Raw genomic sequence first — 25,919 nt, forward strand, 5'->3', positions numbered from 1 at the left:
GCATCGCGGTTCAGCGCCAGTAGTGCGTGGTTACGCACTTTCCAGGCTTTGGCTGCGGCGCGGCGCCAGTGCGGAGCGCCGCGCGAAATCGCTCAGCAGGCGCGGCGGATCCGGCGTGTCTTCCCGGCGCAACAACTGCTTGGCAAGGAACAGGATATGCCCGCCCATCCATGCCATGTCGGCCAGCATAGCATAGGCGCGGCCGTGGTTCTTGACGAAGTAGCGCTGGCGGGAATCGAACCAGTAGCCGGGCATGCGCGGCAGCTTTGCATCCTTGGCATGGACCCCGATGCTCTGTCCCGCGATGTGCAGCACCACGGCCTGCGGCAGGTACCACGTCTGCCAGCCTTCAGCCCGGATCATGCGGCAAAAGTCGGTTTCCTCGTAGAAGAGGAAAAAGCCCTCATCGAAGCGGAGCCCTTCCTCCAGCACCTTGCGGCGGATCGCGAAGCTGGCGCCGCTGACCCAGTCGACGGGTTCCGGGCGCGGCCCCATCCGGCGGCCGATGGCGTGGCGCGACAGCAACCTGGAGGCCGGTCCCCAGCGCAGTCCCCGCTCCAGCTCACCCAGAATGGTCGGAAAGCGGAAAGCATAGGGCCACAATGCGCCGTCGCCTTCGAGTAGTGCCGTGCCGACCACGCCCGCGGCGGGAACGGCGGCCATGAACTCCACCAGCGCCCGCGCCGCGCCGGGCATGACGCGGGTATCGGGGTTGACCAGCCACACCGTCTGCGCGGGATCTCGGCCCGACAGGATCGCCTCGAAACCGATATTGTTGCCCGCGCCGAACCCGCCGTTCACCGGAGAGCGGATCACGGTCACCCAGTCCCACTTTTCGCGCGCGACTGCCGCTTCGATCACGGCGGCCGAGCCATCGGGCGAGGCATTGTCGATCACGAAGACCCGCAGCGCGATATCGGGGCCGCGCTCGGCCAGCAGGCTCTCCAGACAGGAGACCACGAGCGGTCCGGTGCGGTAGTTGACGATGATAACGTCGAGCGAAGGCACCGTATTGGCGGCGTTGGAAGGCGTCATTCCGCGGCTACTCCCAGCAATTCGACGGGCCCTTCCAGCGCCTCGGAGGCGTAGGACGGGGCCAGGTCCATCAGCGCATTATCGAGCGCTTCCTGAAACAACGGAGCCAGCGTCTCGATATTCGGTTCCTGCAAGCTGCTGCCGTGTCCGCCGGGCACGTCGACGATCATGATCTCCTCGCGCACGCGCTTGCCCCAGCCCAGCGCATAGTCGCGGTAGGTCAGGCGGTACGGCATATCGTCCGGCAGATTGGTGACGTCGCTGGCCTTGAACAGCGCCACCATGCCGCCTTCGAAAATGCCGCGCGGCTGATGCTCCTTGTGCGCCACTTCATAGAGCTTGAGGAACGACATAGCCCGGGCCGGCGTGCTTTCGGCGGCCGTGAGCACGCCTCCGGCACGCAGGGACTGGACGGTGCGGCGGTCGCGGATCCGGCTGACGCGTGAGCCCACTTCCCAGCGGGCGGCGTTCCAGGCGCGGCGGCCCAGTTCGGGCAGGACATGCGCGGCGCCGACTTCGCCGATCAGCCCGCGCATGCGCGCCAGCCTGAACCGGGTGTTGAGAAACCGCCGCCTGCGGGCCTCGACATCGGCGGCGTCGATAATGCCCACGAAGGCCACCTGCTCGCCAAGGTCCTGAAGCTGGCGGCCGATCTCGAAGGCTATCACACCCCCGGCGCAGAGCCCTGCCAGCAGATATGGGCCGGTCGGCCGAGCCTGCCGGATGAGGCCGAGGTAATAGGCGGCCATCTCGTCGATCCGGGTATGGGCATAGCTGCCGTCCGCATTGCGTAGCGGTTCGAGCCCGAGGATCGGCCGCGCCGAATCCAGTCGCAGGGCAAGGCCGCGATAGAGCAGCGTCTCGCCAAGTCCGTCGTGGATGAGGAACAGCGGCAGGCCCGATCCACCCTTGCGAATAGTGATGACGCCCGCTTCGACGGTTCCCACAGCCGCCGCGCCCGTTCCGCCGCCCAGCGCGCGGCTGTCGGGATCGATGATCGCGGCAAGGTTCGCCACGGTGGGCTGACCGAGCATGGCCGCCAGCGGCAGCGTCTGTCCGGTCTTGCGGCGCAGGCGATTGGTGAACTGGACCGCGAGCAGCGAATGGCCGCCAAGGTCGAAGAAATTGTCGTTCCGGCCCACCGCCTCCATGCCGAGCAGATCGCACCACAAGTCGGCAATGACCTTCTCGGCCTCGGTCGCGGGCAAGTCGGCGGGATCGCCCTCGCTGGCGGCCGGGGCCCGGCGCGGCGGCTTGCGCAGGCGGCCGAGCACGCCTGCCAGCGGATAGGGCGAAATCACCGTGTGCGGCCGGGCCTTGCCTGCCAGCAGGCGCTCGACGATCCGGACGCCTTCTTCGGGCAGAATAGCCTCGCCCTCCTGCGCGCCGGGAACCGGAGCGAGCGAGACGGGCGCGGCGCCGGATTCGCTCCCGCGAGAGAGCAGGCCGGTATCGATGACCCGCATCATCGTGAACTCGCTCGCCTCCGCCAGCACGAGGCCGTCGGGATCAGTGATCGTCACGTTGAAGACCGCCGTTTGCCCGGCATCCTCGCCGCCCGGGCGCAAGCGCACATGGCTGACGATCTCAGCCGGAAGCGGGGCGTGGAGCAAGAAGCGGCGATAGGTGAACGGGGCGTAGAAATCGCGCTCGGCATCACGCCCCGGGATCAGCGTCTGCGCCCCGGCGGTGGCAAAATCGAGCAGCGCGGGATGGAGCAACACTTCAGCAAGGTCGCCGCGAAATTCTTCCGGCAATTCGAGCCGCAGCAGCGCCTCGCCCTTGCCCACCAGCGTCCGCGTGAGGTTGTTCCAACGCGGGCCGACCTGAAGCTTGGGCTGGTCGGCCCCGCCGCCGATGCCCGCACGGCAGCGCTCGGCAATGGCGTCGAGATCGAGCGCCGGATTGAGCGGCGTCGTGCCATGGCAGCGCACCAGTCCGCGCGCGTGTTCGACCCAGTCCTTGCCGCCCGCGCCTTCGGGACGGCCGAGCACCGAGATGCGCCATCCGCCCTCGGTACGGCGGCGGGCGTGGATGCACAGCTCACGCGCGCCGTCGTCGGGCACCGCAAACGGTCGCAGGAACGAGAAGTCCGAGAATTCCAGCGGCCCCGGCTTCACGAGTGCAACCGCTGCCCGGGCCAGCTCAAGGAAGCCGGTCCCGGGCAACAGCGCACCGGCATTTACGACCCGATGCTCTGCGAGCAGCCAGTGCCGTTGGGGGGACAACGTGCCGGTGACGACGAATTCCTGACTTGAGATTGCATGGATCCGTTCGAGGAACGGATGCGCGACGGGCTTGCCTTCGCCGAGATCGGCCGGAAGCTCGCTTGCGGCGCCCTCTGGCCGGTTGAGCGCGGCGGCCATGCCCACTTCGGCCCATTGGCTCCAGCCCACCGAGCACACCCGGGTAACCGGATCGTGGCGGCGCGACTGGGCATAGGCATCTAGGAAGGCATTGGCGGCGGCATAGTCGATCTGCCCCGGAATGCCCGCAAAGGCGCTGATCGAGGAGAACAGCACGAGGAATTCGGGCGCGTGGCCGTCCAGTGCCTCTTCCAGCGCCAGCGTGCCATCGATCTTGGGCCGCAGCACCGCTTCGACCGCGCTGCGTGTGCGGGTTTCGATCAGACCGTCGTCGAGTGTACCGGCAGCATGGAACACGCCGATGATCGGCCCGAACCGGGCAACTGCGCGCCGCAGGCCCCGGCGCAGCGCGCGGGCATCGGCAACGTCGGCAACGACCGATTCCACTTGCGCGCCCGCCGCTTCGAGAGCCAGCAGCTTGCGCACTCTTTCCTCGGTCGCCAGCGGCAGGTCGCCCCGGGCGAGAAGTTCGGCCCAGCGCGCGCGCGGCGGCAGCGCGGTGCGGCCGACGAGCACGATCCGCGCGCCGAACCGGCTCGCCAGATGGCGTGCGATGGTGAGGCCGATCCCGCCAAGACCGCCGGTAACGACGTAAGTGCCACCCTGCCGGAACAGGCTGTGGCCCTCGGCCATAGGCGCGCTGGCGGCCATGCGGTGATCGAGCACCCAGCCCTCGCCCGCGCGCACCGACAGTTCGCGGGCATCGGTCTCGCCCAGTCCGGCGATTACCCAGTCGGTCAGCCCGGCGATCGCTTGCGGGTGAGCGACGGGAGAATAGTCGATGTCGATGGCGCGCGTGCGCAGGCCGGGATATTCGGCCGCGACCGTGCGCGCAGCGCCGATCATCGTTGCCTTGATCGGCATGACGGCGCTGTCGCCGCCGACGCATTGCGCCTGACTGGTGACGACCGCGAGTGCCACGTCGGTACCGTCGCAGGCGTCGGCCAGTTCGGGCGCCAGGGCGACAAGGCTGTGCAGTCCGCGAGCGAGCAGCGCATCGCGCTCCCTGCCCGAACGGCCGCTGCCCGGCGCGGTGACCTGCCAGCAGTGATAGACCTGCCGGGGCAGCAGTTCCGCATCAGCTAGGCGGCCGAGCAGCCAGCCCCAGTCGTTTCGCTCGCCGGCGCGCACGATGTACGAGCCTTCCGCCGTCTCCAGGCAGCGCTTTCCGGCGCGGACGGTCACGACCGGAACCTCACGCGCGCGCAGCCGGGCGGCGAGGCGCTCACCGAAACCCGCCTCGTCGCAGAGCACGAGCGCGGGGCCCTCAAGCGGTTCGCTGTCGGGCAGGTCGCAGTGGATCCAGACCGGTTCGTTGGCCCAGTCGGCCAGATCGAGCCGCACATCGTCGGCATGGCTGTACCCGCCAAGTGCTAGGCTGGCGCCGGGTTCGATCCAGTGGCGCTGGCGGTCGAAACGGTAGGTTGGCAGCGGGACGCGCAAGCGGCGTTCGCCGCCCCACCAGGCCTGCCAGTCGATATCGACGCCCGCCGCCCACAGTTCGCCCAGCACCTGCATGAGACAAGCATCGTCGGCCAGCGGCTGATCGGGGTGGCGCATCGAACTGATGACCGGCTGCGTGGCGGGCCGGGCGGGATGATGCCGCGCAAGGCTGCCCATTGTGCGACCGGGGCCGACTTCCAGCAGCACGCGCTCGGGATCGTCGAGCAGGCGCTGGAGGCCATCGGTGAAGCGCACCGGTTCGCGCAAGTGGCGGACCCAGTACTCGGGATCGGTCGCGTCCTGCGGGCGCACCCAGTCTCCGGTAAGGTTCGAGGCGAAGGGGATCGTCGGCGCCCGCAAGTTCATCGTCCGCAGCAGCGCGCGGAACTCGGGCAGGATCGGGTCGAGCATCGGCGAATGCGCGGCGACCGTGATCGGAATAGGCTGCGATTCGATCTCGCGCGCCTCCAACGTCTGGTGGAAGCGGGCGATAGCGTCCGCCGCGCCGGAGACGACGCAGAGGCGCGGCGTGTTGATCGTCGCGATGGAAAGGTCGGCGGGCAGCATCGCCGCGAGTTCGGCCTCGGACAGCGGCACGCCGAGCATGGCGCCCTCGCCCGTGGTCTCGAACAGGCGGCCGCGCGCGTGGACGATGCGCAGGCCGGTTTCGAGGTCTACGACGCCGGAAACATGCGCCGCCGCATATTCGCCGCAGCTGTGCCCGATCATGGCGGCGGGCTCTATGCCGAACGACATCCACAGCCGCGCCAGTGCGGTCTGGACGATGAAGAGCGCGGGCAAGGCGTTGGAGGGGCGCTCCATTTCCTCGGCGGCGCGGGCACGGTCTGCCTCCATCGGGAACAGCCAGCGGCGCAGTTCGGGCACGCCGATCCGGTTCGCCAATGCTATGCCGCGATCGATTTCGACGCGGAACGTGGGCTCGGTCTCGTAGAGGTCGCGCGCCATGTCGACATGCTGCGGACCGCCGCCGCAGAATAGGAAAGCGACTGGGCGGCCCGGAATGCAGGGCGGCCGCGCGGAAGGATCCGCAGCCGCAGCCTCAAGCGCGACGAATGCTTCGTCCGCCGTTCCCGCCACGGCAAAGCGGCGGATCGGCAAATGGCGGCGGCCCGTCACCAGCGTGAAGGCCGCATCGGCCAGCGAGCCTTCGCGGTTCGCGGCAAAGTGGGCGGCCAGTGCCTTCAGGTTGGCGCTCGCCGCCTCCGCCGTCTGTCCCGAACCGAGCAGGAGCTGACGGCGGCGGCTGGCGCTGCCCGGAGCGCGCAGCGGCGCTTCCTCCATGATGACGTGGGCGTTGGTGCCGCCCACGCCAAGCGAACTGACCCCGGCGCGTCGGGGGCGATGAGCACGCCGGGGCCAGGGCGCGCTTGATGCCGGTATGTAAAAGGGGCCGGCATCGAGCGCGCAATCTGGATTGGAGGTCGTGAAGTTGGGAACGGGAGGGATCTCGCCATGACGCATGGCGAGGGCGACCTTGATGACGCCGGCGGCACCGGCGGCGGTGTCTGTATGTCCGATATTGGCCTTGACCGAACCGAGCGCGCAGGGCTTCTCGGCGCCGGAGAAACCGCCGTAGACTTGCGTCAGCGCGGCCACTTCGATGGGATCGCCGATGGGCGTGCCGGTGCCGTGCGCCTCGACATAATCGATCTCGGCCGGGTCGACATCGGACACCGCCAGAGCTTCGGCAATGACGGCGGCCTGCCCGTCCACGCTGGGGGCGAGATAGCCGACCTTGCCGGCGCCGTCGTTGTTGATCGCGGAGCCGCGCAGCACGGCATGGATGTGGTCGCCGCTTTCGATGGCGTCCTCAAGCCGGCGCAGCGCCAGCACGGCCACGCCGCTGCCGAAGACGGTTCCCTTGGAGGCCGCGTCGAACGGGCGGCAGAGCCCGTCGGGCGAGAGGATCTCGCCCTCTTCATAGAGGTAGCCCTGCCGGTGCGGCAGTTCGATGGACGTGCCTCCCGCGAGCGCCATGTCGCACTCGCCCGAAAGCAGGCTCTGCATCGCCATGTGGATCGACACCAGCGAGGTCGAGCAGGCGGTCTGGACATTGATGCTCGGCCCCTTGAGGTCGAACAGGTAGGATACCCGCGTGGTCAGGAAGTCCTTGTCGTTGCTGGTGTGGCGCAGCAGGAACAAGCCCACATCGTTCACCAGTTTGCCGTTGGTGAGCAGGTTATAGGGCATGTAGGCATTGTGGCCCGAGCCCGCGAAGACGCCGATCACGCCGCCGCCACCACCACTCCCGCCCGCTTCCGCGAAGCCCTTGGGCGTGTGCCCGGCATCTTCCAGCGCTTCCCACGCACATTCCAGGAAATGGCGGTGCTGCGGGTCCATGATCGCCGCATCGCGCTGGCTGAGGCCGAACAGCGCCGCGTCGAAGCATTCCATGTCGGCCAGCGGCGCACCCCGGCGCACGTAGTTTGGGTTGCGGAGCAAGGCGGCGGGCACTCCGGCAGCGAGCAGTTCCGCCTCTCCGAAAGTCTCGATCCCCTCGCGCCCTTCGCGCAGCAGCGACCAGAACTCTTCAGGGCTGCGTGCCCCGGCAAAGCGGCAGGACATGCCGACGATGGCGATCGAGGGCGCGGTAGTCTCCATGCCGCCTTCCTCGAATGAACCGAACGACTGGTGCATGATTCAGACCCCCGAACCAATTGGCGAACCGACCCGCGTCCCCGCGCGCGCCGCGCCGCGCCGCATGAAGGCGTTCCGGCGGGCCAGTGCGCGTTCGTTGACTTCGCGCATGGCCGGTGCGTCGCTCTCGTCCGCCGTCAGATGGGCGCCGAGTGCGGCGATGGTCGGGAAGCGGAACACGTCGGTCAGCGCGAGCGGACGCGGCGCGATGGCGGCAAGGCGGCGATGCGCCTGGATGGCGAGCAGCGAATGGCCGCCGATATCGAAGAAGTTCTCGCCCCGCCCGACATGCGGGATCTTGAGCAGATCGCACCAGATCGCCTTGATCTGCGCTTCGATCTCGTTGGCCGGGGCGGTTTCCGCCGTTTCGGCGTGTTCGGTGGCAGCGGCGGCCGTGACCGTTCCCGGGTCGGGCAGCGCCTTACGGTCGATCTTGCCGTTGGGCGTGCGCGGCAGCGCATCGAGCACGACCAGAGTGCCGGGCACCATGAACTCGGGCAGCCCGATACGCAGATGCTCACGCAGCGCGTCGATCTGAACCGGAACACCGCGCGGCGAGACGTAGCCGACAAGGCGTGTCGTCGCACCTTCGCGCAGGGCAACCACCACGGCCTCGGCCACGTTGGGATGTGCGGTCAGCGCGGATTCGATTTCGCCGAGTTCGATGCGGTAACCACGGATCTTAACCTGATGATCGAGGCGGCCGAGGAATTCGAGCGTCCCATCCGCGCGCTGGCGGGCAAGGTCTCCGGTGCGGTAGGCCCGCTCACCCGCGAGGAAGGGGTGCGCGACGAAGCGCTCGGCGGTCAGATCCGGGCGGGCATGATAGCCCCGCACCACACCCGCGCCGCCGATGACCAGTTCGCCGGGGCTTCCCGGCCGCACGGGTTCCAGCCTGCGGTCGAGGATATAGACCTGCTGATTGGCGAGCGGACGGCCAAGCGGCGGCGCCACTTCGCCGGGTTCGAGTACGTGGACGGCGGACCATACGGTGGTCTCGGTAGGTCCGTACATGTTCATGACTTTGCCGTGGACGAGCGCGGCCATGTCCTGCGCCAGTTGCGGCGGGAATGCCTCGCCGCCCACCATCAGGCGGCGCAGCGCAGCAAGGCGAGGCCGTGCCTCCGGATCGCCTGCGAGCACCTGAAGCAGCGAGGGCGTGCATTGCAGATGCGTGACCCCGTGCCGCGCCATCAATTCGTGGAGCGGGCTATCAGCCTCGAATGCCGGAGCGGGCGCCGGGTTCTGGACGCGGTCGCGCAGGCGGTCGAGCGTCGGCAGGTGACGGATCACCGTTTCCGTATCGACGCCGAAGTCGATCAGGCAGCCCACTTCGTCGACACCGATCTCGGAAAGCCGTGCGATCAGGTCGAGGTTGTCCTCGGGCGTGCCGAACAGGCCGCTGGTCTCGAAATAGCGCTCGAACGCGTGTTCCAGCAGCGCGTCGGTTTCCTCGGCGGTGAGGCCGTCGAGGCTGACTTGCTCCACCTCGCCGTTCGGGCGGCGGAAGGCGGGGAACGACCATGCGTACTGGTGCAGCAGATTGGTCGCGGTGCGCAGATAGTCCAGCAGCGGCTCACGCACGATGGCGCGGACCGAAGCCTCGTCCTCCCCAAGGAAGGTGTGGAGCATCAGCGTGGTGCGGCCCTCGCCCGGATGACCGGCCTCGCGCCACGCCTCGCGGTAGGCGGCGAGCTTGACAGCCACGTCCTCGATCGACTGGCCGAGCAAGTGCGTCAGCACATTGGCGCCAACCCGGCCCGCCTGGATAAACGTGTCCACATTGCCCGCCGAGGTGATCCAGCACGGCAGTTCGGGCTGAAGCGGACGCGGATAGGTGCGGATCTCCACGTCGTGGCCCAGCGGCCCCGGATAGGACCGCGCCTCGCCGCGCCAGAGCCCGCGCACATCGTCCATGCAGCGGCGCAGCGTGCCGGCCTTGTCGGCGAAAGCGGCGGGGTTGAACACGAAGTCGTCCGGCTGCCATCCGGAGGCGAAGGCAATGCCCACGCGCCCGCCGGAGATGTTATCGACCAGCGCCCACTCCTCGGCGATGCGCAGCGGGTGGTGCAAGGTGCCCACCACGCTGCCCGCGCGGATCTGTACGCGCGTGGTGCTCGCGGCGATGGCGGCAGCGGCGACCGAGGGGTTCGGATAGGGCCCGCCGAAGGCGTGGAAGTGGCGCTCGGGTGTCCAGACTGCTTCGAACCCGTGGGTATCGGCGAACCGCGCGCCTTCCAGCAGCAGGCGATATTGTTCGGCCGCATCGCCTGCCCTTGAGCTGGCGAAGTAGAACAGGCTGAAGCCTACGGGCCGCGTCGGCACGGAGGTCTGAACGCTGCCATGGCCACCGCTGCGCACATCGCCGCGCACTTCGCGCTCATTGGCGATGACGACGTGGTAGCCGTGCATCAGCGGCCAGAGCAGTTCCAACACCGAGATGTCGAAGCTGAGGCTGGTGACGGCGAGCCAGGTGCCCTCGGGCTCCAGCTTGGCGTCCATGCCCGCGAAGAAATTGAGCAGGTTGCGGTGCTCGACCATGACGCCCTTGGGCAGCCCGGTCGAACCCGAAGTGTAGATCATATAGGCGAGATTGCCGCCGGTTTCGCCGCCCTCGATCGGGTCGGACGAAAGCGTGGCCAGCGCCGGGCGCAGGTCTTCGAGAAGCAGTACTTGCGCGTGGCCGGGCGATAGGTCTCCCGCCAGCCCGGCCTCGCTGAGGATCAGGCGCATGCCCGAATCCGCCACCATGTGGGCGAGTCGGTCGCGTGGGTACGAGGGGTCGAGGGGGACATAGGCACCGCCCGCCTTGTGCACCGCGATCAGGCAGGCGAGCATTTCGACGGAGCGCGACAGGTGCAGGCCGACCAGCACCTCGGGCCCGACGCCGCGCATGGCAAGGCCATGGGCGATCCGGTTGGAAAGCGCATCAAGCTCGCCATACGTGAGCGAAGTTCCGCAGGAGGTCACCGCGAGGCGATCCGGCGTGAGGGCCGCTTGCTCAACAAAGCGCTGGTGCCACGTCTCACCCAGCGGCAGCGCGGTTTCGGTCGCGTTCCAGTCCTGCAACACGCGGCTGCGTTCGGCCGCAGTCATCAGCGGCAACTTGCCGACGGCCAGTTCGGGCGCGGCTTCGGCGGCGGCCTGCATGGCCTCGAACGCGTTCCAGAGGTCGTCTGCCTCGTCGGGCAGGAAGCGGGTGGCGTCGAACGTCCAGCGCCACGTCCCCTCCGGCGCGCAGATGGCCAGGCTGAGCACGGAGCCTTTCCGCGGGCGGGCGTTCTCAAGCCGGTCGACCAATTGCACGCTGACAGGATGCGCGAAGCCACTGCCTCCGCGCAGTTCCGGACTGCGCGCGACAAGATCGCGGGATATTGCGACGTGACGATGCAAGTCGGCGATTTCGCGCTGGAGCCTTTCGGTCAGAACAGCGACCGGGGCGGTGAAATCGACCGCGACCTTGAGCGGGGCTTCATTGGCGAACCACGCCGCCACGTCTTCAAGCCGCGACCGGCCGACTTCGTCGCCATAGCCGATCTCGACACTGTCGCGGTCGGCCATGCGGGCGAGGCACGCCACCATCAGGGCCATCGTCGCCATGCCGCCGCAGCCCGGTGCGAGCGATCGGTCGATCACGGTCCAGACCGGGCCACCTTCCTCCGAAGGGGGGCGGAAGCTCGGCAATTGCAGGCTTTCGCGCAGCTGGAGACGGCGGCGCCACCATGCCTCGAACCGGCCTGCGGCCGCGTCGAGCATTTCCAGACTGGCGCGCCGCTCCGCCGAAAGCGTGGCGAACACCGTCGTATGTCCAGCATCGAGGCTCTCCAGCGGCTCGCCGTCGAGCGTGGCCATGCGTTCGATCCGGATGTCCCGGTCAGCCGTGGCGACAACCGGCGATGCGCCCCAATGCAGGACGGTGCCGGGCTCTGCGCCCGACCAGTCGTCGAGCACGGTGATCTGGCGGACAAGGAACAAGTGCTCGCCCAGCAGCGCCTTCGGAGTGCCCATCGGATTGGCGTAGGCACCGTAATCGAGCGCGCCGACCAGCCTTGCGATCTCGGCCGCGGGTCGGCTCCAATCGATGGTGGCGGCAGCGGCGGGACGGTCCGCGCGGCCGAACATGCGCAGCGGCGCCTGTGTTTGCGGCACGGCCGAAGCGACGGCGCGGTCAAGGTCCGCCACCATCGTCTCGAAGCAGCGGAGGCCCGCCTCGAAGCAGCGGGTGTTGAGCGAAAGCGCGGTCTCGCCCGGGGCGATCTCGAACGTTTCGGCGGCCAGAACGGCGCCCCGGTCGATCTCGCGGGTCATCAGGTGCCAGGTGACGCCGTGCTCGCCTGCATCGTCGAGCAGTGCCCAGACCGGCGTGTTGAGCCCGGCGCGGGCAGGCAGTGGGCCGTCGTGGAAATTGACCGCTCCGCGCGAAGCCAGCCCCAGCACGTCTTCCGACAGCACCGAGAGGTTGGAAATGCTGAACAGCCAGTCGATCGGTCCGATCCCGGCGCTGAGCAGGTCCTGCTGACGGCCGAACAGCGGCAGTCCGGCGCGCCGCGCCCAGTCCGCCGCCGGCGACAGCGGCGTCGCGACAACGGCTACGATCTGGTGGCCGCGCTCCCGCAACAGCTCGCCGCACTGGGCCAGAAGCGTCTCGTTACCGACAAGAATTGTGCGGGCAGCGCCCCCCCGTTTCCCGTCAAAGTCCAGACCTGCAAGTTCGACAAACGGATCGGTATTCGGATCAGTCGTCCCACCCATGGACTTATCTCCTTACCCGACGAAGCCTATCGGACTGGCCCGCGGACCACCATTTCATCAACACGGTCCAGAAATTCATGGTGCCAGAAATTCAGGATGGCCCAGATATTCGGAATTGAGCGCGCACGAAATTCGGCGGCAGTACTTATTTGTATTCGATGAGCGGGCCCGTTTCGGCAAAGCGCGGCTTGCGACGGCGGCGCCAATAGTCCAGCTGTCCTTGAAAATGCGGCAGCTTGCCCAGTGTAGTGAAGCTGGCCAGCAGGGGGCCGCCCCGCAGGCAGACGCGCGTCCAGAGCACCGGCCAGAACAGCCACATCGGCGGCATGGCCCAGATCACATTGCGCATCACCCGCCGCCGCAAGGCCGGATCGAAAGTACCGCGCAGCGCCAGACCCTCGGCCAGCGCGTAGCCGGTGCGGCGGTTGTGCTGCCACCACTGCGAAAAGCGCGTCATCGCCGCATCGTGGATCGTCGCGTCCATATCGAGCTGCCGGATCGACCAGCCGCAGCGGCGGATGCGGCAGCACAAGTCCGGCTCCTCGCCCGCGATCAGGTCCTCGCGAAAGCCGCCGACCGAGCGGAACGGCGCGACACGGAACAGCATGTCACCACCGCAGGCGCGGGCCGCGTTTCCGGAACTGTCCCATTCAAAGTCGCGGAGGCGGTTGTAGGGACTGGCGTGGGGATCGCGCTCCCGGCGGCGACCGCAGGCGGCGGCAAGTTCTCCATCCGCGCGCAAGGCGCTCAGCGCGTGGTCGAGCCAGCCCGGCACGAGTTCGCAATCGCCGTCGATGAAGTGGACGAAGGCCAGCCCCGGATCGTCGCGCACCAGCCAGGCAAGACCGGCGTTGCGCGCGCGGGCCGGGGTGAAAGGGAAGCGCGGGTCAAGCTCCACCACCGGCAGTCCGCGCCGTTCTGCCAGCGCGACGCTGCCGTCGCTCGATCCCGAATCGACATAGACGGCACGCGGCGTCTGGCGCAGCACGCTGTCGATTGCGAGGGACAGGCGCTGCCCCTCGTTGCGGCCGATAATGACGAAGGCGACTTCGTTCATGGCCCCCGTTCCGTGCGGATCCAGCTGCGTTCACGCCGGGTGACGAACTGGGCCAGCAGCGGCAGCTTCCACAGGATGTAGCCGGGGATCTGGCCGATGCTCGACACCGGCAGCACGCTGCGGCCATGTCGCCACCATGCCGCGCCGAGCGCCAGCGCCAGTGCGAGGCCAGCCCCCAACAGGAACAGCGTCGGCGGGCCGATCCCCACCATCAGCAGGAGCAGCACCAGAACCGCCATGAGCACGGCAATCAACAGCACGGTGGGCGGCACCAGCAGATCGAAAGCGACAACGATCAGGCTCGCGCCGCCGCGAAACAGCCGGGCGCATCCGGCGGCAAGCAGCCGGGGCACGAGTTGGCGTGCGCTCTCCAGCATGCCGTGTTCCCATCGGCGGCGCTGGCTGGCGGTGCCGCGCGCGGAACTCGCGCCGCTGTCGAACCGGGCGGCGGGCTCGAACACCACGGACTGTCCGGCGAGCAGCAGTTCGACGCCCATGTCGAGATCCTCGACCAGCGACGCAGCGGCCCAGCCGATCCGCGCGAAGACGGGGCGCGGAAAGGCCATGCCCGATCCTTGCAGCAGGGCCGCGCCCGCCAGACTATCGAGCGCGAGTTGGCGGACGAGGTTCTTCACGAGGAATGCGAAGCACGAGACGCGCACCACTGCATCGGCGGTTGGCGGCGGGATCATCAGATAGGCGCCCTGCACGACCGCGCCGCGCCGAGCGGCAGCCGCCACCAGCGCCGGGATCGCGCCCGGATGGGGCAGACAGTCTGCGTCGTTGATGACGACGATGCCTGCTTCGCCGGTGGTCCGTTGCGTCTCGATAAAGACGCGGCCGTGCTCCAGCGCATAGCCTTTGCCGCGCAGTGCGGGGTCGGTCCGCTCGATCACCGTCGCGCCGAGCGCGCGGGCGATGGCGGCCGTATCGTCGGTGCAGTTGTCGGCAATGACCACGAGTTCGTCGCAGGCACGCAGCTGGGCGAGAACGGCGGAAACGACCTGCGCGATCCCCTGCGCCTCGTCATGCGCGGGCATCAGCACGATGCAGGCGGGCGCGCTGTCATTCCCGGTCCCGGACAGCCGCGCGGAGCGGCAGGCGCCCACCGCGCATTCCAATGCAAGCACCAGCACGGGCAGCGCAGTGCCAAGCGCAATCAACCATGCCAGAACGAATATCATCGCGCCGGGCTGGCAGCAGCGGGGCCAACCGGCGCTTCGGCCTCGTTCGGCACCGGCATCGGCACTGGCTCAAGCGGCTGACGGTGGCGGCGTTGCAGGATCGGCGGCATCCAGTCGGACTTCAGGTTTTGCAGGCGCATCCGCCAGTCGGTCTTGTCGCCGGTGCCGGGCCGCACGCGAAAGTCGGTGGAGCGTTCGATCCCGCGCGGGTCTTCGCCCATCGCCGTATAGTAATAAGTCGCGATCGAGCGGCGCGAGCGGCCTTCCGGGCAGGTCAGCGGCTCGGGATGGCCGTGGAACGTGTCGCGGTCAGTGCTGAAGATCACCGCCCGTCCGAATTCGGGCAGCACCGAGTGGCGGGCCTGCTGCATGCCGCGATCCCACAGTTCCAGCGCGCCGCCATATTCGGGCGCCCAGTCCTCGTTGAGGTAGATCAGCAGGTTGAGCCGGCGCTCGACTTTCATGCCCGCGTGGAACGGGAAGTCGGCATGGACGCCAAGGTGCCCGCCGCGGCGCGTTTCGTGGAGCCCGGCACCGGCATGGTAGGGATCGGGGATCAGCCCGCGAATGCCGGTCATCTGCGTCAGGAAGGTCAGGAACGCGCGCGAGTTGAGTTCGGCGAACAGGATCCGCGATGCCGGGCCTTCGCACTGGTCCGGACGGAACTGGAACTTCAGCCGTTCCTGCGAGCGGTCGAAGTAGTCATGCCCGGTACTGTCGGGGAACTCGGCGGCCACCCGGCGCAGCAGGCCGGGATCGAGGAAGTCATCCACCACCACATGCGGGAACGGGTCGTTGAAGCGGTATTCCGCCGCCTTGTCGGCGCCGGCAGCCTTGCAGGCTTCATGATCGAAGCATTGATAACCGCCCAGATCCGTCATTTCCAGATACGCCATCGCAGCCTGCCCTCTTGCTGGCACCACGCGCGAAAACGCGTTCGCGGGCCCACGTTCCGGCCAGCAGGATAGATCGCGCGGGGGGCGCGGCGGCAGACCTGAAACTCCCCTCGCAGTTCTCATGATCGACACTGCCCGCGCCCGAACGGTAGATTTCCCGCGATACCCTGAGGGAGGATTGTGCGTGCAGATGGGGACGGCTTTGCCACCAGAGTCCATTCGGGTCGCGATCTGATGTTCTTTCCGAATGCCGCGCCGGCAGCGGAACCCGGGTCGGCGCCAAGCCGCAACCTGATCGACCGGATCAAGGGACTGGCGCTTCGCGACACCAATGTCGTGGTCGTCACCGTCATCCTCAACAACCTGCTCAGAGCCGTCAGCGGCATGATCCTGACGCGCCTGCTGGTGCCGGAAGTCTTCGGCATCTCCGGCATCGTCGCCTCGATCCAGTTCGCCGCGACGATGTCCACCGACTTCGGTTTCCAGCCCTTCGTGGTGCGCCACAAGAATGGCGACGATCCGCGCTTTCTCGACACGGTGTGGACCGCCTCGCTGATCCGTGCGCTGTTTCTGGCGCTGGTGCTGGTCGTCTGCGCGCGTCCGATCGCCATGCTTCTGGAAAAGCCGGAGCTTGCGCTGATCATCGCGGTTTCAAGCCTGACCTTCGTGTTGGACGGTTTCTCGTCGAGCAGCATGCTCACCGCCTTGCGCCAACGACTGGTGCTTCGCCTTTCGGCGATCGATATCGTCGTGCTTGTCGTACAGATCGCGGTGAGCGCGGTCCTGGCCTATTTCTGGCGCAGCTACTGGGCGATCCTGGCGGGTATGCTGACGAACGGAGCGCTCAAGCTGGTGCTCAGCTACGTCATGTTCGACGATTCATTCCGCAAGTTCCGGCTGGACCGGGATGTCGTGCAGGAACTGTGGTCCTTCGCGCGCTATATCACCGGCTCCAGCCTGATCTTCCTCGTCATCTCGCAGTGCGACAAGTTCGTGCTCGCCAAGGTCATGTCGCTCAACCACTTCGGCCTTTACGTGCTGGCGGGGAATCTCGCCTCGGCGCCGCTGGCCTTCGCGATGACATATGCCAGCCGCGTGCTCTATCCCACCTATGCCCAGCTCTGGCGCGACGGGCACGGGGATCTCAAGGCCAAGTTCTACGAACGGCGCAAGATACCCTCCCTGCTCTACACATTCGCGACGGGCGGGATCATCGGTGCGGCGCCGATCATCGTCAAACTCTTCTACAGCGCCCGTTATGCCGAAGCGGCGATCTACCTCCAGGTGCTATCGATCTCGTCGTTGCTGGCGCTTTCGTCCAATGCTGGAAACGAAGCGCTGCTGGCCGCCGGACACGTGCGAGCCTCGCTGGAGGCCAGTATTTCCAAGCTGGTCTGGCTGGCGTTCGCCGGCGTTGCAGGCTTCGTCTTTTACGGCGAGTTCGGCCTGATCGTGGCGGTGGGCGTGATGGAACTGCCCGCCCTGCTGGTCAAATGGGTGCGGATGCAGAAATTCGACCTGCTCGACCTGCGGCAGGAGCTGTTCTATCTGGCAGCCGGTCCGGTGGGTGTGGCTTGCGGTCTTGGTGCCGATCTGGTGATCGGGCCACTGCTCCACTGAATTCGGGCGGTTCCACGGCCAGCCTCTCTCCGTATTTCTGACCAAATAGGCCCGTCGCCCCCGCGAAGGCGGGGGCCCCGCTTTTTGGTTTCACGCAGAGACGCGGAGACGCAGAGAGACTGCCCCTCTGCGTCTCCGCGTGTCTCTGCGTGCTGAACGAAGAACAAGCGGGATCCCCGCCTGCGCGGGGATGACGGGATTTGGAAATCAGGGAATTTAGGAGAAGCCGTGTGGCTCTAGTGGCGCCGGGATGAACCCCAGCCCATCAACGCAGCCGTATCGCCTCCGGCGTCCTTGGACTCCGCAAGTCGCTCCCCCGCACCGCAAGCGCGAAGCCGAAGAAGGCGAATGTCAGGAATGCCGGTCGCGACCCGAAGGAGGTGAAGGCGAACATCACCATCAGCATCACCAGGCAGGTGAACGCGAAAGCGCAGGCCTGAGACGCCAGCGGATCGATATCCGGCGCGGCAAGATCTCGGCGCCGTTTCCACAGTCCGATCAGTGGTGACAGGAACGCTCCCACGAAGATCGACAGCCCCGCCACCCCCGACACAAGTGTCACCCAGAGATAGGAATTGACGAAATCGATGATCCCCTCCCCCTGTCGCATGTCGGCAAGGATATACGCGAGCTGGGGCGTCGAATAGCCGGTGAACGGCCGCCGCATGATCTCTTCGATGCCGCGCTGCAGCAGCATGCGGCGATATGCCACGGTGTCGTCCGGGCCCGCTCCCATACCGAGCGATGCCGCGATCCCGCTTGATACATGGGCGGCGGCAAAGACCAGAACGATGCCGCCCGCGAACAGGGCGGCTTTGAGGATCAGCCTTTTGTAGTCTCGGCGATAGACGTCGAGCACCAGCAGGCCGAGGAAGAAGCCGATCCACGCCCCGCGCGATTGCGGCACGGACATACCCAGGAAGACGAGGCCCACCAGCAGGTAATGATGCAGGCGTGACCGGAAATCGCTGCGCAGGATCCACAGCGCCATAAGGCACAGGGCAAGGACCAGCGCCGCCGAAGTCGATTCCATGAAGGGTCCGGCAGCGCGCAGGATTCCCGCCCGTTCCTTGACCAGAATGATCGTGGGCACCATGTCGCGGGCGTAAAGCTCGTTGTACATCGGCCATGCGCGGAAGGCCTCGAAGGTCATCAGCGATGCCAGCGCAACGCCGCCGCAAGCGAACCAGCGCATTGCGGCACGCAATTGGTCCACACCGTTGATACCCCGGCTCAGCACGAAATAGGGCAGGCCCAGGTCGAACACAGCGTTCACCAGCATGCGCAACACGTTCGTCATGCTCGTTTGGCGAGAGACCGCCACGCTCAGCAGCAGTATGACCGCGATCACCCACTTGTCGCTTGCAAAGCGGCGGGCGTGGAGGACCGGGCGACAGGCAATGGCAACGGCGCTCCCCAGCACCAGCGCATCGAGAATGCCGAAATCGAACAGTTTCAGCGAACCGACGTAGACCGGCAGGTCAAGCGGTGGCAGCAGCAGCACGCTGAACAGGTAAACCCCGGCAATGCGGCTGACCGAGCCCGCCAGCAGCGGCACCCAGAACAGCATCACAAGCTGGATCAGATGGGCTTCCGGAAGCATCCAGGCGAGCATCGGCGGCATGAACGTGCCGATCAGCGCCCGAGGCAACATCTCACGCCGATATTCGCCCTTCAAAGACAGGACGAACAGCGCTACGCCCAGTGTGCTGACACAGGCCAGATAAACGCCGGTACGGACCACCACGAAGGCGCCCGCGCCCAGCACCAGCATCGCCAGCAGCCCCAGACACACGGCGACACCCGTCGCATCGGCCGAACCGTTCGACGGTTGCGCCAGTGGCGGTCTCGGTTGCGGGTTCAGGGGCGATTCCGGCAGTCGATCGGTGTTCAGGCCCAGTGGCAGGTTCACTCGGCGTCTCCCATGAAACGGCGCACGGCGGCGAGCTTCGGCGCTTCGGACAGGGGCTGCCCGGCATATTCGCGCAGGCCCCACGAGCCGTATCCGGCAATCGGGGTGGTCGATGCGTAAAGCACCATGGTGTCGCCAAAGCGCTGCCGCCAACCTTCGAGATAGCGGGCATAGATCGCGCCCATGCGCGGATCGCGCTGGATGGCGCGCGCGAGGTCGAGGTCGTCGGTGATCAGATGCTGACCGCCTTCGTAGGCGATGTAGCGCTTGCCGTATTCGGCGGCGATGGCCTTGTTCTCGTCAGCCATCGCCATCGTGCGGTCCACCGCGCCGGGCAGCCCCGCGAATACCCGGTCGACATCGCCCGCGTGGTAGCCCTTGAGATCGAACCAGATGTAGGGCGCGGTCGCCAGCGCATCGACCCAGCGTGCCGTGTCGCGGTGGCCCAACACCATGCGTGCAAGCGAAGAATTGGCGTGTTGGGTCGAACAGACGCGGACCAGCGCGCTCGGCCGGTCGGCATAGACGGAGGTCCAGACTTTCATGGTCTCCTCCATGCGCTCGGCATAGCGTTCCATCCGCGCGCGCATGGGATCGCCCGCTCCCAGTCCCAGCGACAGGCCTTCGCGCTGGGCCTGTTGGGCCGCGTCGAAGTAATCGTTCCAGACCTCGTTGCCGAATTCGACATAGACGGTGCGCTTGGGCGAGAGGCGCGCGCGGACGAGCTGCGCGAAGTGGCGCACATAGTCGGCGTCCGCATTGTAAGGCATCAGGAACCACGGATCGGCACCGGTCGCATTGGCAACATCGACCATGTCCTCGATCGAGGCGCCTGCCGCCGAGACTTGCGATGCCGAGCCCGGCAATGTCCGCGTCGCCCACGATACCGGGGCATTGTCATTGACGCGCTGCCAGTCGAGGAACCGGATTACGCGGAAACCCTTGAGGAATGCGAGGAAATCGGGATCGAAGCGGGCATCGGCCGGGGTTCCGACCTTGCGGCAGTCGATGTTCTTCAGCGGGTCCTGCGGATCGGTGCGAACCAGCTCGATCCAGGCCAGCTCTTCGGGGTTACCGGTGGGTTGCAGATCCAGCGTCAGCGAATGCGCGTCGCTGTCCTGCACTCTGGCCACGCCGCCGGCTTGCAGTTCGCCGTTACCGGTGAACGTGCACCGCACGGTCTCCGGACGGAACGGCGCGCCCGGCAGGGCCAGCAGATGGGGGGCCGTCTCTCCCGGGTTCAACCATTTCACCCAGCCCGACGGATCGAGCTGGCTGTCTCCCATCTGCTTCCAACTCTGCCCGCGAGACGAGAACCACTCGCCCTGCTCGATCAGGTTGGCGAAGACAGGCTGCCGGTTGTAGGTGAGCAATCCGTAGAGATTGACCCCGATCACCGTGGGCCGCGGAGGGGCTGCTGCGGTCGGGTGCGGAGTTGGCGTGGCGGAAGGTGCAACGGCAACAAGCCGCGCTTCCCGGCCCGACGCGCCAAGGTGGATGGAGAGAACGGCCGCAGCCGCAAGAGTGGAAATCCCTGCGAGCACAGTGAGTGGGCGTTTCAGCGTGGCCGGCCTCCGGCCGCCCTTTCCATGGGCGACGCTCTCCTGCACCAGGTCTGGTGAATGCTGAAGATCTGCGGTCCCTCGATCAGGTACCGCCGCCAGAGCCGCTGCGGATTGGCGCAGAGGCGGTAAAGCCATTCAAGCGCCATCTGCTGCATGACAACGGGCGCCCGCTGCTCCTCTCCGGTCAGGAAGTCGAGGCTAGCGCCGATGCAGAAGCCGACGCCGCGTGCGCCGCAGGCCTTGGCCACGCGCCGCGCGACGATCTCCTGCTGCGGCGATCCCACCGCCAGGAACGAGTAGCGGGCCTTGGCCTCCACCACGAAGCGCACCGCGCGGGCAAGCTCGCGCGGGTTATGGATGAAGCCCATCGGCGGATTGTAGTGCCGCACGTTGCGTAGGCCGAAGCGCTTCGCGATCTCGTCGATCTTGGCGCTGCTGCCGCCAAGGATGGCAACCGGGTCGTCCGGCGCGATACGCTCGAACAAGGCGGCGGTCAGGTCGCTGCCGGTCACGACCGGGAGATCCCGGCCGACGGTCCGCGCGAGGCGGGACAGGATGCGGCTGTCGCACAGCGTCATCCACGCACCGCGATAGGCGGGCCAGAGATCGGAGCGCTGGAGCTGGAGGCGGACCACGTGATCGACATTGGGCGTGACCACATAAGTAAACCGGGCGGAGGGCGCGCGCCGGATCACGGCATCGAGCGCGGTTTCCATATCGATGGGCGTGAAGGCCAGTTCGAGAAACTCCACCGGATCGGAGGATTTGCGTATCATCTCCGCTGCCGGTGAAAGCGCGCGGGCGGACGGCACTGCGGTCTCGAACTCGTGGTGAATGCTGAGCGTGGACATGCGTCACCTCCCCGCCCGTATTATGCAGCGACGCGCCGCCGCGATCTGTTCACCGAACCGCCACCCGCATCGAGCCTCCGGAAAATTCGGACCGGGATTTTGCGGCCGGATCTTTCGGCCTGTTTGCCCCCTGAAACCTTGCGAATTCTCCGGGGGGTGAAGACCGAACCACAATCGTACGATTTCATGGCTTTTCCCAAATCGTTAAGGTTTATCCATGATCGCGGGGAAGCCTCAAAACCGGCCGAAAACCGGTTTGCAGAACCCGTCTGAGACCCGTCAAATACGGGGACGAGGAGGTAAAGTGCCCATCGCAAGCCATCCGATCCTGTCCGCCAGCCCTCCGGTTCACCGGCGCCCCGCCTTCGAGCGGTCCATCGGGTTCAGCATTCTCATGGCGGTACTGGCAGCAAGCACCGCGCCGGTCATGGCGCAGGAAACCGCGCCGGTCTCCACGGCGGCCGTGGGCGCGGCGATGGCCGCCTCCCCCGCCGGTGCAATGACGCCGCGCTACACCATCAATGCCGGCGATTCGCTGGACGTCTTCGTCTGGGGCGAGGATCGCATGCAGCGCCAGGTGCTGGTCCAGCCGGACGGCACGTTCTCGTTTCCACTCGCTGGAACCGTCAAGGCGAGCGGCCGCAACGTCTCCGACATCGCTGCCGAAATCCGGGACCGGATCTCGCTCAATTATCGCGGCACTCCGCCCGACGTGACGGTCTCTGTGCGTGAAACCACCGGCATGCGCTTCTTCGTGGTGGGCAAAGTGCGCACGCCCGGCGGTTTCACCGCGGGCACCGCGCCCAACATTCTTCAGGCGCTCAGCATGGCAGGCGGTACCGCGGACTTCGCGGACGTCAAGAACGCGGTGATCCTTCGCCAAACCCCCCGTGGCGAAGTGGTCGAACCGGTAGCGCTCAACAAGTTGCTAAAGGGGGGACGGGCGATGGAGGCAGGTAAACTTGCCAAGCCGCTGCCGACGCTTTCGAGCGGCGACGTTCTCGTCATTCCGTGAAGGGCCACAGGCATGTTCCCATCATGGCATCCGCCACTGCAATCGTTTCCACGATGGGCCCTGCAATCGGCGTCGCCATGCTGCTGCCGCAGCCTGCCTTCGCCCAGGCACAAGTCTCTCCGGTCACGGATACCGCCCCGATCACTGCCACAGGCACGGCCCAGTCGCCGCCTCATATCGAGTTCGACCTGAGCATGTTCGGGGGGCGTAATCCTTTCCTGATCCCCGGCGAAGATGCCTTCACCGTGGGCGGTGAAGTGGCCGCACGGGGAGGCGCGGGCCTGGACCTTGGCCCCGGCACCCGCCTTCAGGCTGACGGCAGCGTGGCCTTCCGGCAGTACAGCCAGGGCTACGGCAATTTCGTCACCGGCGGTGTCGCGCTCGCGCTCGACCATCGGCATAACGAATATCTCTCGCTGCACACCGATGCCTCGTACGAGCGGATCCTGTCGATCGAGGAACTGACCGACAGCATCGACGCCGCCATCGATCCGCTCAGCCTTCAGGACCGCACGGTCCTTGGGCAGACGGTCACCTGGCACAGCGATGCCCTGACCACGTTGAGCGGACGGGTCGACTGGAACCGGCTGGTCCCGCACGATTCCATCCTGCTCGACAAGACATCGGCGCTCGGTGCCACGTTCAACGCCCAGCGGCAGATCGACTCGCTGACCACGCTTGGCGCGAGAGGCGTCTTTACCTGGACGAAATCGAAGACCGGCGGCGATCCGAATGCTTGGTCGGTCCGGGCCACGGCATCGCGCCGGATGGGCCATGGCTGGCGCGCCGAGGTCGAACTCGGCATTGCCCAGACCTCGCGCATCGACCCGTTCGGACAGCGCGGGACCGACGGCGTGCAGTTCGCCGGTTCCGCCCAGCTGTGCCACGAACCGGGCCATGTCAGCGCCTGCATCACGGCCAGCATCGAACCCGTGGTCACCAGTTTCCAGGGCATCCAGCGCGAAAGCGCCGTGGGCGCCACGCTCAGCTGGCGAACCAGCGAATACGGAACCCTTTCTGCCAGCGCAGACTACCGGCGCACGCCCCAGGTGGGGCCCATTAGCGACATCAACGCAACCCAGCTGTCGGCGCGCTACGACCACAGGCTGGATTCGCGGATGTCGGTATTTGGCGGCGTCGAATATCGCCGAAGGACCGGCATTGGCGGACAACCCGCCGATTCCGCCGTCCTTCAGATCGGCATCACTCTCGGGATACCGCGCCGATGACACTATCGATCAAGCCTCCTGCCCTGCCAAAGACGGACCCTGACGGGCTCGGCATCTACCCGCGCGAGATCGTGGCGATCCTCAGACGGCGCTGGCGATGGTTGATCCCGCCCGTCGTAGTGGGCCTGCTGGCGGCAGGCGTGGCGATCGCGCTGCGCAACCCGCTCTACCAGTCGAACGCGACGCTGCTGATCGATTCCCCGCAGATCCCGACCACGCTGGTCGCCTCTCCGCTGACCGACATCGCCGATGAGCGGATCGCCAAGATCCGCCAGCAGATCGTCAGCCGGGACAGCCTTGCGCACCTGATCCGGGACAACGACCTCTACCCGGCCCAGCGCGCCAAGCTCGACACGCCCACGTTGCTGGAACTGATGCGCAGCAACATCGGGGTCGATCTTGTCGGCACCAATCAGGGCATCGGCGGCCGGGGCAGCACGATCGCCTTCACGCTGTCGTACAAGTACGCCGATCCGCAAAAGGCGCAGGCCATTACCGAGCAACTGACCCAGATGTTCCTGGTGGAAGACAAGCGCTTCCGCACCGAACAGGCTACCGGCACGGCAGCGTTCCTTGAACACCGGTCCGAGGAACTGGAGCGGCAGCTGCGCGATCTGGAAGACAAGCGGCGCGATGTCGAGGCGCGGTATGCCGGTGCGCTTCCGTCCGAAGTGGCGCTCAGCGCACAGTCCAGCTCCGCCCTCCGCGCCGAGATCTCGCGGACCGATTCCGAAACGCAGGGGATCATCCAGCAGAACGGGCTGCTCGCCTCGCGTCAGCAGGAACTGGATCAGGCACCGCCTGCGGGATCCGAGGGCCTGCGCACGGCCCAGGCTCGGCTCGCGCAGCTTCAGGCAATCCATTCCGACAGCTTTCCGGACGTGATCGCGGCCAAGGCCGAAGTCGAGCGCCAAAAAGTCGTGGCCGCGCAGCAGCCGCAGCAGGCCTCGAACGTCGTGGTCTCGGAAATTGCCGCCGGCCGCAACCGCATCGCGGTGCTGTCCGACCGACGGTCCGAACTGATCCGGACCATGGGTGACATGGACCGCCGCGCCGCCGAGGCGCCCGAGGCGGCCTATCAGCTCAACATGATCGAGCGCGAGTACGACAACCTCAAGCGCCAGTACGACTCGCTTCGCGAGAAGCAGCTCGACGCGCAAGTCGCCGCCAATCTCCAGACCGAAGACAAGGGCGAGCGCTTTACCGTCGTCGATCAGCCCAGCCTGCCGCTGGAACCCTTGGGTGCCAAGCCGCTTGTGCTGATCCTGATGGGACTTGTGGGCGGCATGGGCCTCGGGCTGGCTCTGATCTTCACCTACGAACTGGTCAGCGGCACGATCCATGGCGAGGAAACGCTGACGCGGACGGCGCAGATTCCGGTGCTGGGCGTGGTTCCTGCGCTTCAGCCACAAGACGCCCTGTTTCCCCGCATCCTGCGGTGGATAGAAGCGCGATGGGCCGGCATCAAACCGGCGAGAGGAGCAGCATGATGAACGCGGAAACCAGCGTGGAGCCCACGCTTCGCCTTGCCGAACCGGTTGCCACGGGCTCCGGCCGCTGGGTGCTCGATCCCGAGGTGCTCACCCGGAATCACATCGTCGGGTTCGGAGCGATGAGCGATCATTCGCGGCCCTTCTTCATGATCCGCTCGGGCCTGCTGCACCATGCCACGGCGATGCACCAGCGCGTCTTCGCAGTCACGTCCGCACAGGCGGGCAACGGAAAGACGCATATCGCCACGAACCTTGCCGCGACGCTCAGCCGCATCCATCCCACGATCCTGCTGGAACTCGACCTTCACCAGCCCTCGCTCGGGCAAAGGCTGGGCTTGCCGACAGACACGCCCGGCATCGACGACTACCTTTCGGGCGAGGCCACTTGGGAAGACACCGCGATACAGATCGAGGGCTTCGACCTGACCGTGCACCGCGTCCGCCTCGCCCGCGTCAATGCGGGAAGCCTGCTCGCCTCGGCGGCGCTGGCCGACGTCCTGAAGCGGCTGCGCTCTAACAGTAACGGGCCGATCTGCATCGTCGATACGCCGCCCGCACTTATCGGGGACGATCTTGTCCTGATCGCGCGCGGCATCGACGGCGTCCTGCTGGTGGCCGAAGAAGCGCGCAGCCGTAAACGCGACATCATCGATGTGGCGAACGCGCTGAACCCGACGCCGATTGTCGGGACGATCCTCAACAACTCGATCGCCCTTCAGTCCCGTTCCAATTCCTACGGCTACTATTACCAGGACGACCGCGAGGGCAATTCTGCCGGAGCGCCGCTCGCCAACCTTTAGCAGCTCCGTGAAGCGCAGGATGCGGACGAACCGGCAGGGTAGC

The 25,919-nt window shown here is 66.8% G+C and carries 14 protein-coding genes and 2 pseudogenes; 5 read left to right on the top strand and 11 right to left on the bottom strand.

What is annotated here, in order from left to right:
- Positions 1-30 precede the first annotated feature (30 nt).
- The 8 genes and pseudogenes from AC1VVK_RS22695 to AC1VVK_RS22730 all read right to left on the bottom strand — a co-directional run bounded on the left by AC1VVK_RS22695 (position 31) and on the right by AC1VVK_RS22730 (position 15,391).
- Complete coding sequence (locus tag AC1VVK_RS22695; RefSeq protein ID WP_482905442.1) at positions 31-1,035, bottom strand: glycosyltransferase family 2 protein; 1,005 nt, start codon at positions 1,033-1,035, stop codon at positions 31-33.
- The gene (locus tag AC1VVK_RS22700) at positions 1,032-7,502 is read right to left on the bottom strand and encodes a beta-ketoacyl synthase N-terminal-like domain-containing protein (RefSeq protein WP_482905443.1); all 6,471 of its coding nucleotides are present in this window, start codon (positions 7,500-7,502) and stop codon (positions 1,032-1,034) included. Before AC1VVK_RS22700 ends, AC1VVK_RS22695 begins: the two co-directional genes overlap by 4 nt.
- A 3-nt stretch (positions 7,503-7,505) precedes the next feature.
- Positions 7,506-9,914, bottom strand: coding sequence for a MupA/Atu3671 family FMN-dependent luciferase-like monooxygenase (locus tag AC1VVK_RS22705; protein ID WP_482906760.1), 2,409 nt, complete (start codon positions 9,912-9,914; stop codon positions 7,506-7,508).
- A gap of 24 nt (positions 9,915-9,938) precedes the next feature.
- A pseudogene (locus AC1VVK_RS22710) lies at positions 9,939-11,354 on the bottom strand (AMP-binding protein); the annotation flags it as partial.
- Between the two features lie 33 nt (positions 11,355-11,387).
- Positions 11,388-12,254 (bottom strand): annotated as a pseudogene (locus AC1VVK_RS22715) (formyltransferase family protein); the annotation flags it as partial.
- A 145-nt stretch (positions 12,255-12,399) separates the two neighbouring features.
- The gene (locus AC1VVK_RS22720) at positions 12,400-13,311 is read right to left on the bottom strand and encodes a glycosyltransferase family 2 protein (protein WP_482905444.1); all 912 of its coding nucleotides are present in this window, start codon (positions 13,309-13,311) and stop codon (positions 12,400-12,402) included.
- Positions 13,308-14,495, bottom strand: coding sequence for a glycosyltransferase family 2 protein (locus tag AC1VVK_RS22725; RefSeq protein WP_482905445.1), 1,188 nt, complete (start codon positions 14,493-14,495; stop codon positions 13,308-13,310). The genes AC1VVK_RS22720 and AC1VVK_RS22725 overlap by 4 nt, the downstream gene beginning before the upstream one ends.
- Positions 14,492-15,391: a 2OG-Fe(II) oxygenase gene (locus AC1VVK_RS22730; protein ID WP_482905446.1), complete on the bottom strand. Its 900-nt coding sequence runs from the start codon at positions 15,389-15,391 to the stop codon at positions 14,492-14,494. The genes AC1VVK_RS22725 and AC1VVK_RS22730 overlap by 4 nt, the downstream gene beginning before the upstream one ends.
- A gap of 234 nt (positions 15,392-15,625) precedes the next feature.
- On the opposite strand from AC1VVK_RS22730, the gene AC1VVK_RS22735 reads away from it, so the two are divergent.
- A complete protein-coding gene (locus tag AC1VVK_RS22735) occupies positions 15,626-17,011 on the top strand; it encodes an oligosaccharide flippase family protein (protein ID WP_482905447.1) in 1,386 nt (461 codons plus the stop codon).
- A gap of 265 nt (positions 17,012-17,276) precedes the next feature.
- Here AC1VVK_RS22735 and AC1VVK_RS22740 read toward each other — a convergent pair whose 3' ends face one another.
- The 3 genes from AC1VVK_RS22740 to AC1VVK_RS22750 form a co-directional block, all read right to left on the bottom strand.
- Positions 17,277-18,923, bottom strand: a complete 1,647-nt coding sequence (locus AC1VVK_RS22740) for an O-antigen ligase family protein (RefSeq protein WP_482905448.1) — start codon at positions 18,921-18,923, stop codon at positions 17,277-17,279.
- Complete coding sequence (locus AC1VVK_RS22745) at positions 18,920-20,320, bottom strand: hypothetical protein (RefSeq protein ID WP_482905449.1); 1,401 nt, start codon at positions 20,318-20,320, stop codon at positions 18,920-18,922. The genes AC1VVK_RS22740 and AC1VVK_RS22745 overlap by 4 nt, the downstream gene beginning before the upstream one ends.
- A gap of 161 nt (positions 20,321-20,481) precedes the next feature.
- A complete protein-coding gene (locus AC1VVK_RS22750; RefSeq protein WP_482905450.1) occupies positions 20,482-21,339 on the bottom strand; it encodes a WecB/TagA/CpsF family glycosyltransferase in 858 nt (285 codons plus the stop codon).
- A 304-nt stretch (positions 21,340-21,643) separates the two neighbouring features.
- Here AC1VVK_RS22750 and AC1VVK_RS22755 point away from each other — a divergent pair, with 304 nt between their 5' ends.
- The 4 genes from AC1VVK_RS22755 to AC1VVK_RS22770 are packed head-to-tail and all read left to right on the top strand — an operon-like array spanning position 21,644 to position 25,876.
- Positions 21,644-22,354 carry a polysaccharide biosynthesis/export family protein gene (locus tag AC1VVK_RS22755; RefSeq protein WP_482905451.1) on the top strand — a complete coding sequence of 237 codons (711 nt, stop codon included), beginning with the start codon at positions 21,644-21,646 and terminating at the stop codon, positions 22,352-22,354.
- Between the two features lie 23 nt (positions 22,355-22,377).
- Positions 22,378-23,583, top strand: a complete 1,206-nt coding sequence (locus AC1VVK_RS22760) for a hypothetical protein (RefSeq protein ID WP_482905452.1) — start codon at positions 22,378-22,380, stop codon at positions 23,581-23,583.
- Positions 23,580-25,073, top strand: a complete 1,494-nt coding sequence (locus AC1VVK_RS22765) for a GumC family protein (RefSeq protein WP_482905453.1) — start codon at positions 23,580-23,582, stop codon at positions 25,071-25,073. Before AC1VVK_RS22760 ends, AC1VVK_RS22765 begins: the two co-directional genes overlap by 4 nt.
- Positions 25,070-25,876 (top strand): CpsD/CapB family tyrosine-protein kinase, encoded by an 807-nt coding sequence (locus AC1VVK_RS22770; protein ID WP_482905454.1) that lies wholly within the window; start codon positions 25,070-25,072, stop codon positions 25,874-25,876. Before AC1VVK_RS22765 ends, AC1VVK_RS22770 begins: the two co-directional genes overlap by 4 nt.
- Positions 25,877-25,919: the final 43 nt, after the last annotated feature.

It is taken from the genome of Novosphingobium sp. BL-S-32 (genome assembly GCF_056857055.1).